Genomic DNA, 15,033 nt, shown 5'->3' with positions numbered 1-15,033 from the left:
CGCCCCGCAAAGCCGGGCGTTTAGGGGAATTTACGCGGCAAAAGCACACACGAAAAGCATAGCGCATGGATAAGGAGGAAGCGTGCGATGGCAGATATATTTTCAAAGGGAATCACAACACTGAATGTAAAGACTTCCACCTTTCTGGAAGTAAAAAAGATCCAGACCTACATAGCAAAGCTCAATTCAGAGACAGAGCTTCTGGAGAAAAAGATTGGCGCTGCGGTTTATGAGGCGTGGGAAAACGGGGAGGAGATAAGTGAGCAGCTCGTGGCAGAGGAGCTTGCCGGGATCAGGCAGAAAAAGCAGGTGATCGAAGAGCAGACCCGATCGGCGGAGGAGCTGACGCGCATGGAGGCAGAGATCCTTGGTAAGAGCGAAAGCCCAAAGCAGGAAAAGAGCTTCTGCCCGAATTGCGGACAGGCATATACGCCCCCCGCAAAATTCTGCCGCAAATGCGGAACGAAGCTGACAGAATAGATAACACGGCGTTTTGCCTCAGGATGGAGAACAATACAGATGAAATGCAGAAAATGTGGAGAAACACTCAAAGAAGGAGCAAAATTTTGTACGAAATGCGGGACAAAGGTGGAAAATACGCCGCCGGAGAGCATCCCTGAAAGCCAGGTTCCCCCGGGCCAGCCAGACAACGGCGCGCCGCAGCCCCCTGAAAAGAATCATAAAGCTCTGGCCGCCGTCCTGTTAGGCATTGCAGTGATAGCCGCCGGAGGCGCCGCAGCCTGGAAGTTCCAGAAAAAGGAGCCGCAAAAGCAGGCCGAAGAATGGGGCATGGATTTTGACGATGAGGAGGAAACCGGCCAGGAAACCCCTGAAGAACCGGGCGCCGCTGAACCGACAGAGGGACAGCGCGCAGAGAGCGCCGCAGAAACCGCGCCCGCAGAGAGCGGAGACGGCGGGGAAGCCGCCGCGCTTTCACAGGAAACCACAGCCGCCGCGCAGGAAGAAGAAAAACCGCACCGCTATGAGGTGGTAAAAACGGACTGCACATGGGAAGAGGCATTTCTCGACGCGCAGGCCCGGGGCGGTTATCTGGTTCACTTCGACACACCGGAGGAATACGAGCAGATCAAGGAGCTCCTCTCGCAGGAAGGCGCGGAAAAGCTGAAACTGTGGATCGGCGGCAAGAGGCTGCCAGGCGAGTATGAGTACCACTGGGTTAATTCAGACGGCAGCTTTGACGCCAGCGTCCTCAATTCCGGCCCGTATGAATGGGCCTGGATGAAAGACGAGCCCAGTTTCCGTGACGCCGGCATCAATCTGGACGAGTGTTACATGAATATTTTCTACTACAAGTCCGAAAACCGCTGGGTCTGGAATGATGTGCCGAACGACATCATTGCGGCCGTCAGCAGTTATAAAGGGCAGGTCGGCTATATCTGCGAATATGAATAAACAAGAAACAGCTCCGATTATATAAATTCATGGCATTCCGGCAGCGCAGCTAGGCATAGCTTTCATATCCATAAGGAACCCGTAGAAAACCGGCAAAGAAAAAACTTGACAACACCCAATTTTTATGCTAAATTACATCTGTGTAACTGCCGAAGACAGCAGGCGCCGTAAGGCGTAAGGTTCAAAACGCCTGCCGAGGGAAACATAACTAAAGTGTAAGTTTATGCCTCTCTGTCTTTGGGACGGAGGGGCTTTTTCTTTACCCGGACGTTTACCAGGCGGTTAGAGATTAATACAGGAGGTAAACTATTCATGGCAAAAGTTGAATTAAAACAGCCGATTGTCGCTGAAATTTCCGAGTTATTCAATGGCGCCAGGAGTGCGGTTGTGGTCGATTACCGGGGACTGACCGTGGAGCAGGATACGCAGCTCCGCAAGCAGTTCAGGGAAGCGGGCGTTACGTATAAGGTATACAAGAATACCATGATCCGTTTCGCTGCAAAGGGAACCGCATTTGAAGCGTTAGAGCCGCATCTGGAAGGCCCCACAGCGCTGGCTGTTTCCAAAGAAGACGCTACGGCTCCGGCAAGAATCATAGCGGAATTTGCGAAAAAGGCAGACAAGCTGGAGATCAAGGGCGGTATCGTGGAGGACACCTACTACGATGCCAAGGGCATGCAGGTTATCGCAACCATCCCGTCCAGAGAGGTTCTTCTTGGAAGACTCCTTGGAAGCATGCAGTCGCCGATTGCGAACTTTGCCCGTGTGGTTAAGCAGATCGCGGAAAAGCAGGGAGAGGCGTAGGATTCGATTGAAAAGCGTCGGCAAGGGAGACTGCCGTCATGCAATGTAAAGATATATAGGAGGAAAATAAAATGGCAAAATTAACAACTGCTGAGTTCATTGAAGCAATTAAAGAGTTATCCGTATTAGAGTTAAACGATCTGGTAAAGGCCTGCGAGGAAGAGTTCGGCGTATCCGCAGCGGCAGGCGTTGTGGTTGCAGCGGCCGGCCCGGCTGAGGCTGCAGAGGAGAAGACCGAGTTTGATGTAGAGCTGACCGAGGTTGGCGCAAACAAGGTTAAGGTTATCAAGGTTGTCCGCGAAGCAACCGGCCTGGGCTTAAAGGAAGCCAAGGAAGTGGTAGACAACGCTCCGAAGGCAGTAAAGACCGGCGTTTCCAAGGAAGAGGCAGAGGAGTTAAAGACCAAGCTGGAGGCCGAGGGCGCGAAGGTTACATTAAAATAATGAATGTGTCATAAAGAAAAGGAGTCTGCGGCGCGCGAGGGTGTGCCGCAGGCTTTTTTTGCGCGGGGGTGCAAAAGAAATTGCTGTACAGGGAGAACGTAAGGCGCCCGTTCAGGCTGCCTTAACCGTTACAGCCTGAAGATGGGAGGATGAAAATGGAACGGCTTGCAGATACCAGGATGCGGCTTTGCGTTGATTTAAAGGAGTGCGAATATCTTCTGATCGGCCTGGGAGAGGAGTGGGAGCGCTTAGAGCCGGCGCAGATCCCGGGAGCGTATGAGTCGCTGCGCCGGCTCGCGCAGGGAAAAGATTATTTTGTGGTGACTACCGTGACGGACGGGCGTATTTTTGAATCCCCGCTTGACGGGACGCGTATTACCGCGCCGTGCGGCAACCGGAACTGGCTCCAGTGCTCCTGCTCCTGCACAAAAGATATATGGGAGCGGGGCGAGCTTCCCTCTGAAATCTGCCCGCATTGCGGCGCGCCGCTGACGGAAAATACGATCGCGGCGCAGGAGTACATTGAAGAAGGGTATCTTCCTCAGTGGAACGCGTATAAAGCATGGCTGGCCGGGACGCTGAACCGCAGGCTTTTGATTCTGGAGCTGGGCGTGGGCTTTGGGACGCCGACCGTGATTCGGTGGCCGTTTGAAAAGACGGCATTTTTTAACCGGAAAGCGCATATGTATCGTGTAAATCAAACATTTTACCAGATATCCGAACAGATACGGGAGCGGGCGGAAGCAGTAGAGGCAAATTCGGTGGAATTCTGTCGGGAAATGATTGAGAATCTCTCTGGCATATGATAAACTGGTAACTGTTCAGCGGGCGTACGATAAATGAGAGGAAACGAATATGGGAGCAATAAGTAATGACTGGCTTGAGCCTTTGAGCGGGGAGTTTAAGCAGCCATATTATAAACATTTGTATGAGACGATAAAAAAGGAATACCAGACGCGGGTCATTTACCCGGATGCGGACGATATCTTTAACGCCTTTTCCTTTACGCCGTTAAACCGCGTGAAGGTGGTGATTCTGGGTCAGGATCCGTATCACGGGAGAGGGCAGGCCCACGGGCTGTGCTTTTCCGTGAAGCCGGACGTGGGGATCCCCCCGTCGCTGGTCAATATTTACCAGGAGCTTCACGACGATCTGGGATGCTATATTCCAAACAACGGCTACTTAAAGAAATGGGCGGATCAGGGCGTGCTGCTTTTAAATACCGTTCTGACCGTGCGGGCGCATCAGCCCAACTCGCACCGCGGGCTTGGGTGGGAGGAATTCACGGACGCGGCCATCCGGATTCTGAACAGCCAGGATCGGCCGATGGTATTTATCCTGTGGGGAAGGCCGGCTCAGGCGAAACGGGAGATGCTTACGCATCCGGGCCATCTGATTCTGGAGGCGTCCCATCCGAGCCCGTACTCGGCGTCCAGAGGCTTTTTTGGCAGCCGCCCGTTCAGCAGGACCAATGCATTTCTGAGGGAACATGGGCTGGAAGAGATTGACTGGCAGATCGAAAATTGTTAAATGGGGCCGGTTTGGCTCGCAATGAGGCAGGCAGAAAGGACGGAATATGAATTTTGTAGAAATTTTAAAGGTCATTGTACTGGGCATTGTTGAGGGCTTTACGGAATGGCTTCCGATCAGCAGCACAGGCCATATGATCCTGGTTGATGAGATCATTCATCTGGATGTCAGCGGGGCCTTCCGCGAGGTTTTTATGGTGGTGATACAGCTTGGGGCTATTTTGGCGGTTCTCCTTTTGTACTTTCACAAACTGAATCCATTTTCCCAGAGGAAAAATCCCGCGCAGAAGAGGGCGACGATCCGTCTGTGGAAAAAGATTATTGTGGCCTGCGTCCCGGCGGCTCTGGTGGGCCTGCCGTTAGATAATGTGATGGATAAGCTGCTGAACGGCTATGTCGTTTCTGCCACGCTGATTATTTACGGCATATTCTTTATTTTTCTGGAGCAGCGCAACCGGAATGTGTCGTTCCCGATTCAGCGGGTGACGCAGATATCGTATCAGACCGCGGCGCTGATCGGGTGCTGCCAGGTGCTTGCCCTGATCCCCGGCACCTCGCGGTCCGGGGCGACGATCCTGGGGGCCATGCTGATCGGGTGCTCCAGGGAGGCGGCGGCGGAGTTCTCATTCTTCCTGGGGATTCCGGTTATGTTCGGGGCCAGCCTGCTCAAGATTGTTAAGTTTTTCATAAAGGGCGGCGCATTCAGCGGAGCTGAGTTTTTCTATCTGATACTGGGGATGCTGGTGGCCTTCGCCGTATCTGTCTATTCCATCCGGTTCCTGATGGGATACATCCGGAAACATGATTTTAAGTTTTTCGGGTATTACAGGATCGTGCTGGGAATCATCGTACTCTCCTATTTTGGAATTTCCGCATTAGTCATGGCCAGTTAGCATATGATCATGTAAAGGACATGAAACAGGGCCGGCGGCTGAATAAAGAGGCGCAGGGACAGCGAAAGAGACAGGTCTCTGCGCATCCGGAAGAGACGCCGGCAAAGAGGCGGACAGTGAAACGAAAGCTGATAATTCTGGCTGCGGTCCTGGCGTTTGATGTGCTTCTTGCATGTATCTGCGCGGGCGCTGCGGCCGATTTCCTGGCGTCAGCCCCGGCTGCGGCCGGGACTGCGCAGAGCGGGCTTAAGGAGGCGGAGCCCGGGCCGGACAGCCTTGAGGAAGCGCCCGGCGGTTCCGGGGAAAAGCTGATTGCCCTGACGTTTGACGACGGGCCTCATCCGGTTTACACGAAAAAGCTGCTGGACGGACTGAAGGAGCGCCATGTAAAGGCTTCCTTTTTTCTGATAGGGGAGAGTATTCCGGGCAATGAGGAGCTGGTCAGGCAGATGGCGCAGGACGGGCATCTGGTGGGAACCCATTGCTACAGCCATGAGGATCTGACGAAAATGGCGCCGCAGAAGGCCATAGAGGATATCACGCGCACGAATGAGATGATACGCGATATTTCCGGCCAGCTCCCGGATCATATCCGCCCTCCCTATGGCCGCTGGAGTGACGACCTGGAGGCGGCGGTGGGCATGACGCCCGTATTCTGGGATATTGACACCCTGGACTGGAAGAGCCAGAATGCCGCCAAGGTGGAGCGCCAGATTTATAAGAACGTGGGAAAGCATCAGGTGATCCTTTTGCACGATGTGTTTGACACATCCGTGGAGGCCGCCCTTACAGTCATTGACACGCTGGCGGCGCAGGGCTATACGTTTGTAACCGTTGACGAATTACTGATTGATTAGAGCGTGTTAGAAAATGCTTTAGAGGATAAACATACATGGATTTATTTGACTACATGCGCAGCAACACCATGGAGCGGGAGGCGCCGCTGGCCTCCCGGCTTCGTCCTGCAACGCTTGACGAGGTGGTGGGGCAGAGGCATATCATCGGAAAGGATAAGCTCCTGTACCGGGCGATTAAGGCGGATAAGCTCGGATCGCTGATATTTTACGGCCCGCCCGGCACGGGAAAGACGACGCTGGCCAAAGTGATCGCAAATACGACCAGCGCCCGTTTTGAACAGCTCAATGCGACCGTGGCGGGAAAAAAGGATATGGAGCAGGTCGTACAGGGAGCCAAGGACGCTCTGGGGATGTACGGGCAGAAAACGATTCTGTTCATTGACGAGATCCACCGGTTCAACAAGAGCCAGCAGGATTATCTGCTCCCCTTTGTGGAGGACGGGACTCTGCTTCTGATTGGGGCGACAACGGAGAACCCGTATTTTGAGGTCAACGGGGCCCTGATTTCGCGATCCCGGATCTTTGAGCTTAAGCCCCTGGAAAACGAAGACATAAAGGAGCTTTTAAGGCGGGCGGTCTGCGACAGGGAAAAAGGGATGGGAAGCTACGGGGCCGAAGCTGCGGAGGAGGCGCTGGACTTTCTGGCCGAGATGGCGGGCGGGGACGCCAGGGCGGCCTTAAACGCCATTGAGCTGGGCATTCTCACAACGGACAGGAGTGAGGACGGGAGGATTCACATTACGCTGGAGGTAGCGCAGGAGTGCATCCAGAAGCGGGCGGTCCGCTATGACAAAGGCGGAGACAACCATTATGACACAATATCAGCCTTTATCAAAAGCATGCGCGGATCCGATCCGGACGCAGCGGTGTACTATCTGGCGCGGATGCTGTATGCGGGAGAGGATATTAAGTTTATTGCGCGCCGGATCATGATCTGCGCGTCCGAGGATGTGGGAAACGCGGATCCCCAGGCGCTCACGGTGGCTGTGAGCGCGTCCCTGGCCGTGGAGAGAGTCGGGCTTCCGGAGGCAAACCTGATTTTGTCGCAGGCGGCCATCTATGTGGCCAGCGCGCCCAAAAGCAACGCCTGCTGCATGGCGATCGGGGCCGCCCAGGAAGCGGTGCGGAAAAAAAGCGTCGCCCGGGTTCCGCCGCATCTGCAGGACAGGCATTATAACGGAGCGGAAAAGCTGGGGCGCGGGATTGATTATAAATATGCGCATGATTACCCGAATCACTATGTAAAGCAGCAGTATCTGCCAGATGAAGTGGAGGGGAGCGTGTTTTATCATCCGACGGAGAATGGGTATGAGAAGAAGATTGGGGAGTGGATGGCGTTTTTGAAGAGAGGGGTATGAATCATCAGATTTCTTAAGTTCACGTATTGATTTCGTTAAGATGTATGTGAGCTATGGTTCATTGTGAGAGGGCCGCTGTCTGCGTTATCAGCGGCTCTCTCACGACAAATAACGCCCGCAATGGTTCCGCTTAATTAAATGCCCATGATACCGGGGTCAAAAGGTCTGAAATCCGATGCAGGCCCGGTTGGAGGAGGATTTTTGAACCTGGGATCCGCCAAGAACATGAAAAAGGAGCCCGATCAGGGCGGATTTTGAATGTTTTTGAGGATTGCGGGAGCACAAAGTGCGGAGCAATCCGGTATCAAAGGGGTCAGAAGACCTTTTGCCCCCGACATCATGCCATTGGTTCAGACGGGACATCCCCCTGCCCGTCTGGACTGTCGCTGTGAAGCCTGGCAAAAAAGCTCGCAGCTTAAAAATAATTTGCTTTTTTTGAAAAATAGTATATAATATAGATATTAAATTCGCAGTGAGTATCTGACAGGGGCTTCTGTGGATGGAGATGCGGCGGCTGGCATGGAATTTCCGGGCTGCCGCATGACGATTCTTATTTCTGATATTAATTCCCATGAATGAGTTCGATGAATCAAACAAGGCGAGGAGAAATGTATGAAGGAAAAATTGCAGACTCTGCCTTTGGCACAGCTACGGGAACTGGCAAAGGCACAGGGGTTAAAGGGTATTACAACATTGAGGAAGGCAGAGATTATAGACAGGCTTTGCGCGCTTGCAGAGCAGGATGCCGGGGGCTTTGGAGCGGAGGAGGACTCAGGGAGGCGCGAGGAGAAGCGCTCTGAGGAAGCTCCCGCGATGGAATCCCGGGAGGCATCCGCAGTGGCGCAGGGGAACAGGGCGTCCGGGGCGGAGAGCGGTCCGGCGGGCTATGAGGGCCGGATGAGCGGCGCGGAAGCAAAGACGGGCGGTCCGGAGGGCAGAAATTTCGCGGCCGAGCCCAGAAGGCCGGAGGAGAATCAGAGGCCGCAGCGCGCAGGCGGGCGCAGCCAGGATAACAGCTACCGCAGGCGTGATTATCAGGGCAGAAACGATTACCAGGGCAGAAATGATTATCAGGGCCGGGGCGGACAGAGCCGGGGCGATTATCAGCAGAGGAGTGAGAATCAGCCAAGGAGCTATCAGCCGCGCCAGGAAGCTCAGGCTTCGGGTGAAAATACGGGCGGCAGCGATACTGCGGCGCGTCAGGACGGCTATTCACGGACTGAATCCCAGACGAGGGAGTTTCCGGTCAGGAGTGAGCCGCAGGCTCCGGATGACATTAAGGTTGATTTTCAGGAGCTGGACAGCGGTATTGAGGCGAACGGCATTCTGGAGGTTATGCCGGACGGCTTTGGGTTTATACGGTGTGAAAATTTCCTTCCCGGGGAGAATGACGTGTATGTGGCCCCGTCCCAGATCCGCCGTTTCAACTTAAAGACCGGCGATATTGTGCGCGGAAGCAGGCGGATCAAGTCCGCGACGGAGAAATTTGCCGCGCTGCTTTATATCAATTCCGTTAATAATTACCCAACGAATGTGATCGAGCGGCGTCCCAATTTTGAAAATCTGACGCCGATCTTCCCGAACCGCCGCCTGCATCTTGAGATGCCGGGAACGAAGAATTCGACGGCCATGCGTGTGATGGATTTACTGTCCCCGATCGGAAAAGGACAGCGAGGCATGATCGTTTCCCCGCCGAAGGCAGGAAAGACGACTCTGTTAAAGCAGGTGGCCCGCGCGGTGACGGCGAACCATCCGGAGATGCATCTGATCATTCTGTTGATTGACGAGCGCCCGGAGGAGGTGACGGACATCAAGGAGGCCATCGGGGGACCGAATGTGGAGGTGATTTACTCCACCTTTGACGAGCTGCCGGATCGCCATAAGCGCGTGTCAGAGATGGTGATTGAGCGCGCCAAGCGCCTGGTAGAGCATGGGCGCGACGTTATGATTTTACTGGACAGCATTACGCGCCTTGCCAGGGCGTACAATCTGGTGGTTCCGCCCAGCGGACGGACCCTGTCCGGCGGCCTTGACCCGGCTGCGCTCCATATGCCGAAGCGCTTCTTCGGAGCAGCCAGGAATATGAGGGAAGGCGGCAGCCTGACCATTCTGGCCACGGCCCTGATCGACACGGGAAGCCGCATGGATGACGTGATTTACGAGGAGTTTAAAGGAACCGGAAACATGGAGCTGGTGCTGGATCGCAAGCTCTCCGAGCGGCGCATCTTCCCGGCGATTGATATCCTGGGATCCGGGACACGGCGCGACGACCTCCTGCTGAGCCAGGCAGAGTCCGAGGTGGTGGATCTGATCCACAAAGCGACCAATGTACAGCGGCCGGAGGAGACGGTGGAGCGCATCCTGAATCAGTTTGCGAATACTTCCAGCAATAAGGAATTCGTGGAGATTTCCAGAAAACGGAGATATTTCTAAAAATGTAGTTGACAGGACGGGAAAATGGTTGTATAATACAAAGCGTTGTTAAGGAAATATCCTTAACGGGTGCGTGTAGCTCAGCTGGATAGAGCACTTGGCTACGGACCAAGGTGTCGGGAGTTCGAATCTTCTCACGCACGTTAAAGGGTATGAAAAAGAGTATTTATCGAAAGGTAGATACTCTTTTTTGATGTAAAAGTAAGCTTTCAGATAATTTTATGGATTGCGCAGGAGTTAGTTATTGAAAATAGGTCAGGCGCATAAGAAATCAGCTTGCGGGCATTCGTAAACCGCCTGCGGCCTCTTGACTTAAAGCCAACTCTAAGTTGTATATTACATATATGAAATGTAAGATAAAAATAAATGTAAAGTGTGCAGGGAGGATTTGAACAATGAGTAAAGCATTCGTAGCGTATTTCAGTGCGAGCGGAGTAACATCAAAAGTGGCAGAGCGGCTGGCAGAGGAAACAGGAGCTGAATTATTTGAGATTGAACCTGAAATCCCGTATACCAATCAGGATCTCGACTGGCAGGACAAGAAGAGCCGGAGCTCGGTTGAGATGAACGACAGGTCGTGCCGCCCGGCGATTCGTTCTGCTGCGGCGGATATCGGGCAGTATGATGTGATCTTTGTCGGGTTCCCGGTATGGTGGTACAGGGAGCCGTCTATCATCGACACCTTTATGGAAGCATATGATTTCAGCGGAAAAACGGTTGTCCCCTTTGCCACGTCCGGAGGAAGCGGGATAGGTGATTCCGGGAAGAATATGCAGAGCCTGGCGCCGGGGGCAAAGGTAATGCCGGGAAAACGGTTTGCTGCCAGTGTATCAGGCAGGGAACTGGCTGAGTGGGCGTCAGAGTGGTTATAGGGCGCGCAGGATGCGTCCGGCCGCGATATTTTGAGAGGGATGACAGGATGCTGCTTTGGAGGCTGGAGGCATACAGAGGCGGCAATGGGTGAAAAAGTGCAGGAAACGTATTATTTGGTTACATTCAGGATTTCAGAGAAAGAATATTATACATTTTGGTACTCAGATGATATTGACGGATTTTTGCTTGACAGGAACAGGAAGCTAAGGTTTTTTCCGGAAAAAGAAGAAGCGTTAGCTTTTGCAAAAGAGAAGGGATTTCTGCTTAACAGGGAGGAAACGGAGTATCTCATATCACCGGAATATTTTAGAAAGATAGAACATTTTAGAAAAATAGATTGCGGGCAGTTTCTGAATTATTGGAATATTTTTTCAGATGTAGCACATTCAATCAACTGCCCGTTTGCAGGAGACAGCAGAGAAGAAACCATCCGGATTATTTATGAAAAGCTGTTTTACGGATGCAATATACTGGTAAATGAAGGCGAAAAGCATTACATTCCGAAATGGAGCAGGAAGGAAAAACGGTTGATAGCTAAAGTGATGAAGGATGGTGTTTCGATTCTGGCAAAGGGGCTCGTGCTCCATCCGGACAGTAATTGAACTGCCAGCGCCGCCTATTTTGCCATCTGCCGCGTTGTCGTCAGTCAACGATGCCACCGCATCGCCTCCTTCCTTCGCCTTGCAGGCTGACAAAATATTCGGTGCTGGCAGTTCAATTACTGTCCGGATGGAGCACTCGGTACGACGAAATGGATTGTGTAGGCAAAAGGAAACGTCTTTGCTTCCCTGCTTTTATGTATAAGATGAACGCGGATGATATGATCGAAACAGCAGACCGGAAAATGCGGGCGCTGGACAGAGCGGATGCGCTATCTTTCATAAAATGTAAGAAATCGGCAAAATATGAACACAACGTATAAAATCATTAGAATTATTGCCAGTAATGTGATATAGTATACAGCAGATTCAGAAGATTCATATAATGATTGTTTCCATTTATAACAGAGGAGAGCAGATGAACAGCATTGAATTAAAAACTCTTAATGAATTACAGCCGTATGCGTTTTATATACCAGCGTATCAGAGAGGTTACCGTTGGACGGGGCAGGAAGTAAACGATTTGCTGAATGATATATATGAGTTTATCCCGCGTGAAATAAATGAAACGGAAGATAAAACATGGTATTGTCTCCAGCCAATTGTGGTAAAGAACAGAGCTAATCAGGAGTATGAAGTAATCGACGGGCAGCAGAGGCTGACAACCATATATCTGGTATTATATTATTTGAACCAGGATTTTGTAGAAAAACGCCGTGACAAATTATTCTCGATTGATTATGAGACGCGTGGAGATTCAAAAACCTTTTTGGAGCATCCGGAAAACGAAAATGATGAGTGTATAGACTTTTTTTATATCCATCTGGCCTATACAGCGATTGAGAGATGGTTTGAAAAAAAGGAAGAGGAGAGTACATTTGATAAAAATGAATACAGATCAAAATTAAAATTTCATACAAAGGTGATTTGGTATGAAACAACAGAAGACAATCCGATTACAGTATTTACACGTCTTAATATTGGAAAAATCAGCCTTACCAATGCGGAGCTTATAAAAGCGCTGTTTTTGAACAGCTCAAACTTCCGTGTTGGAGATGAAGACAGGATGAGGCTCCGGCAGATTGAAATTGCCAATGAATGGGATAATATTGAAACCTCTCTTCAAAACAATAAGCTGTGGTATTTTTTGAGTGACGAGCAGAAAGAGGATAACAGGATAGAATATATTTTCAATTTAATGAATGATTCTGCGGATACAGATCCATATTCAACATTTCGTTTCTTTTATGCCAGGCTGGCCGGGAAGACAGAATCAGATATGAACAGCTACTGGGAAGAAATTCAGGCGTATTACCAGCGGTTTAATGAATGGTTCAGCGAGAGGGAATTGTATCATAAAATAGGTTTCATCTTGACGGCTAAAGCAGCAGGGGTAAAAGAATTATATCATAAATCTTCGGCTTTAAGAAAGAGTGAGTTTATTTCATATATTGATCAGGTGATCAAAAATCATTACAGGAATCTGAACCTGTTTGATTTGGATTATGAAAATAAAAATACAAAGGAGATTTTGCTGTTATATAATATCTTAACAATGCTCCAAAATGAACATGATTCTTCTTACTTCCCATTTGATGATTTTAAATTGAATAAATGGGATATTGAACATATCGCATCACGCAAGGACTCCGACTCCATTCCTTTTGCGAATCGGAAAGACTGGCTTGGTGATGTAAGATGTTACATAGACATAAAAAAGACAAAGGGTCCTGAATTAATTCAGCGCCTGGACATTATGCTTTCCAATGGCACATATGAAGCAGAGGATAAATTTACGGAGCTGTTTGATGATATTACATTTCATTTTAATCAATATATGAGCGAATTAGATGATGTGGACGGGATTACAAACCTGGCCCTGCTGGAACAAAAAACCAACCGCGGATACAAAAATGCTGTCTTTCCATTAAAACGCAGGACAATAATAGAGCGGGATAAATCAGGAGGATTTGTTCCAATTTGTACAAAGAATGTGTTTTTGAAATATTTTAGTGATTATCCCCCGGCAGTCTCATTTTGGACACAGGAAGATCGCGAGAAATATGAGCAGGATTTAATAAGAGTTTTGGGGAATTATTTAGAGGTGAATAAATAATGAATAATGATATATATTCGTTTTATGAATTGATGCAGACCTATAAAGTGAAAATACCAATTATCCAGAGAGACTATGCCCAGGGAAGAACAAGAAATCTGCCTATTTGTAAAAATTTTCTCAAAACATTAAAAGAAAATATTATAAACAATAAAACGATCAATTTGGACTTTATATACGGAAATGTGGAGAAAGATGTATTTCTTCCATTAGACGGGCAGCAGCGCCTCACTACGCTTTTCCTGCTTCATTGGTATAGTTTTGCCAGAGAGATGAATATGGATAGTTCGATTCGGGAAACCTTGAAGAAATTTACATATGAGACAAGGCTGTCTTCCCGGCGTTTTTGCGATGCGCTTTTGAATAATGCTATTTCCGTGGATGATTCGGCTGTAATAAGTGAACAGATTCTTGATTCAAAGTGGTTTTTTATCTCCTGGAAATATGATGCCACAATCAGGGCCATGCTGAAAACGATAGATGAGATACATAAAATCTTTAAGGATGTGGATTCCGTTTGGGATGCTCTGGTTAATAAGAAAAATATTATTTTTCATCTTTTAATTCTTGAAAACTTCGGCTTATCTGATGATTTGTACATAAAAATGAATGCGCGCGGCAGGGGGCTGACGCCTTTTGAAAACCTGAAGGCAGAGATTCAGGATAAGTCAGCAAAAGAGAACTGGGAGGAAGAACGCAGCGAAATAGATAAATTTTCTTACAAAATAGATAATGAATGGACACATTTTTTATGGCGCAATTTTAGAAAAGATAATTCGGTTGACAATGCGCATATGAGGCTTTTGACAGCTCTTGTTATGGCAAAATTATCTACAGGACAGTTGTTAAAAGGCGCGGAACGTATTGAAATGATACGAAGGCTTAATGATAACCATTCGGATCGCGAACTTGTAAAATATATTGATGGGGAGACGTTCCATTATATTTATACAGTCTACGAATTATACTGCGCTCTGGTCGCTTCAGACCGCTTGCCTTTGTTAAACCTGGATTTGTGGAGACATAAGCCGGAAAAAAATTTGCTTTATGAAATTTTGCTGGGGACGAATACCTCCTACACGCATAAAATCCTGTTTTATGCCCAGACAGAATATTTGCTTAGAAATGACGAAATCATCCAGGAACGTTATGAGGAATGGATGAGGGTTGTAAGAAATATTTTGTCGCGGGCGGATATTACAGTTGATGGAAAAAGAAACGATATTGTAAGAAGCCCGGAGGCTTTTTATGGAGCGATTAATTTGGTTAGCGAGCTGGCAGAAGGATGCGGAAGTATTTATCATTTCCTGTATACCACATCGCTTACCTCTTCCTTTGCGCGTGAACAGGTAAAAGAAGAAATGCTTAAGGCAGAGATTATCTGTAAGAAACCTGAGCAAAAGGGACTGATATTCAGGACAGAGGACAATGAGCTTTTGAGAGGGAAAATTATGTTCGCGCTGGAATGTGCGAATTATAAAAGCCGTATGGAGGAAATCGATTTTGGCCTGTTTGCAGAGATACAGGTGGTTTTTGAAAAGTATTTTAATAAGGAATTGGATAACAGCTTTTTAGATTTTGATAAACTCAGGCGGGCAATGCTCACAATAGAGGCAGATGGAAAATACCAGTATTATAACTCAAACTTCCCACATTAAAAATGGGATTTGCTCCTTGAAAAATCAATACTTTAGCTCACAAAATAGCGCTCAGGC

14 protein-coding genes, 1 tRNA gene and 1 other annotated feature are annotated in these 15,033 nt (G+C 49.3%); all 15 genes read left to right on the top strand.

Translation table 11 applies throughout. The features are described from left to right. Window positions 1-87 precede the first annotated feature (87 nt). Window positions 88-480 carry a zinc ribbon domain-containing protein gene (locus NFS31_RS21390; protein WP_251499734.1) on the top strand — a complete coding sequence of 131 codons (393 nt, stop codon included), beginning with the start codon at window positions 88-90 and terminating at the stop codon, window positions 478-480. A 39-nt stretch (window positions 481-519) separates the two neighbouring features. Continuing rightward, entirely contained in the window at window positions 520-1,413 is an 894-nt protein-coding gene (locus NFS31_RS21385) for a C-type lectin domain-containing protein (protein ID WP_251499730.1), read from the top strand. A gap of 131 nt (window positions 1,414-1,544) precedes the next feature. After that, window positions 1,545-1,680: a sequence feature (ribosomal protein L10 leader region), on the top strand. Window positions 1,681-1,725: 45 nt separating this feature from the next. After that, window positions 1,726-2,217 carry a 50S ribosomal protein L10 gene (rplJ, locus tag NFS31_RS21380; protein WP_251499726.1) on the top strand — a complete coding sequence of 164 codons (492 nt, stop codon included), beginning with the start codon at window positions 1,726-1,728 and terminating at the stop codon, window positions 2,215-2,217. A 71-nt stretch (window positions 2,218-2,288) separates the two neighbouring features. Continuing rightward, window positions 2,289-2,660, top strand: a complete 372-nt coding sequence (gene rplL, locus NFS31_RS21375) for a 50S ribosomal protein L7/L12 (RefSeq protein WP_160227691.1) — start codon at window positions 2,289-2,291, stop codon at window positions 2,658-2,660. Between the two features lie 155 nt (window positions 2,661-2,815). Next, the gene (locus tag NFS31_RS21370) at window positions 2,816-3,466 is read left to right on the top strand and encodes an SIR2 family NAD-dependent protein deacylase (RefSeq protein ID WP_251499723.1); all 651 of its coding nucleotides are present in this window, start codon (window positions 2,816-2,818) and stop codon (window positions 3,464-3,466) included. 49 nt (window positions 3,467-3,515) lie between these two features. Further along, entirely contained in the window at window positions 3,516-4,190 is a 675-nt protein-coding gene (locus NFS31_RS21365) for a uracil-DNA glycosylase (protein WP_251499719.1), read from the top strand. A gap of 46 nt (window positions 4,191-4,236) precedes the next feature. Continuing rightward, entirely contained in the window at window positions 4,237-5,082 is an 846-nt protein-coding gene (locus tag NFS31_RS21360; protein ID WP_251499716.1) for an undecaprenyl-diphosphate phosphatase, read from the top strand. 116 nt (window positions 5,083-5,198) lie between these two features. Next, window positions 5,199-5,939 (top strand): polysaccharide deacetylase family protein, encoded by a 741-nt coding sequence (locus NFS31_RS21355; RefSeq protein WP_251499713.1) that lies wholly within the window; start codon window positions 5,199-5,201, stop codon window positions 5,937-5,939. A 35-nt stretch (window positions 5,940-5,974) separates the two neighbouring features. Further along, the gene (locus tag NFS31_RS21350; protein WP_251499710.1) at window positions 5,975-7,297 is read left to right on the top strand and encodes a replication-associated recombination protein A; all 1,323 of its coding nucleotides are present in this window, start codon (window positions 5,975-5,977) and stop codon (window positions 7,295-7,297) included. A 612-nt stretch (window positions 7,298-7,909) separates the two neighbouring features. Continuing rightward, window positions 7,910-9,730: a transcription termination factor Rho gene (gene rho, locus NFS31_RS21345; RefSeq protein ID WP_251499708.1), complete on the top strand. Its 1,821-nt coding sequence runs from the start codon at window positions 7,910-7,912 to the stop codon at window positions 9,728-9,730. Window positions 9,731-9,799: 69 nt separating this feature from the next. Continuing rightward, window positions 9,800-9,873: transfer RNA gene (locus NFS31_RS21340), tRNA-Arg, on the top strand. Between the two features lie 252 nt (window positions 9,874-10,125). Further along, window positions 10,126-10,602 carry a flavodoxin gene (locus NFS31_RS21335; RefSeq protein WP_251499705.1) on the top strand — a complete coding sequence of 159 codons (477 nt, stop codon included), beginning with the start codon at window positions 10,126-10,128 and terminating at the stop codon, window positions 10,600-10,602. Window positions 10,603-10,686: 84 nt separating this feature from the next. Further along, window positions 10,687-11,205 (top strand): hypothetical protein, encoded by a 519-nt coding sequence (locus NFS31_RS21330; RefSeq protein ID WP_251499702.1) that lies wholly within the window; start codon window positions 10,687-10,689, stop codon window positions 11,203-11,205. A 415-nt stretch (window positions 11,206-11,620) separates the two neighbouring features. Further along, entirely contained in the window at window positions 11,621-13,318 is a 1,698-nt protein-coding gene (locus tag NFS31_RS21325; protein WP_251499699.1) for a DUF262 domain-containing protein, read from the top strand. Beyond that, window positions 13,318-14,976 (top strand): GmrSD restriction endonuclease domain-containing protein, encoded by a 1,659-nt coding sequence (locus tag NFS31_RS21320; protein ID WP_251499695.1) that lies wholly within the window; start codon window positions 13,318-13,320, stop codon window positions 14,974-14,976. Before NFS31_RS21325 ends, NFS31_RS21320 begins: the two co-directional genes overlap by 1 nt. The last annotated feature ends 57 nt before the right edge of the window (window positions 14,977-15,033 follow it).

The sequence above is a fragment of the Otoolea muris genome, from assembly GCF_943193115.1.
GTDB classification, from domain to species: Bacteria; Bacillota; Clostridia; order Lachnospirales; family Lachnospiraceae; genus Otoolea; species Otoolea muris.
The sequence above is the reverse complement of the archived record's forward strand: the minus strand, read 5'-3'. Positions and strand labels throughout refer to the sequence as shown.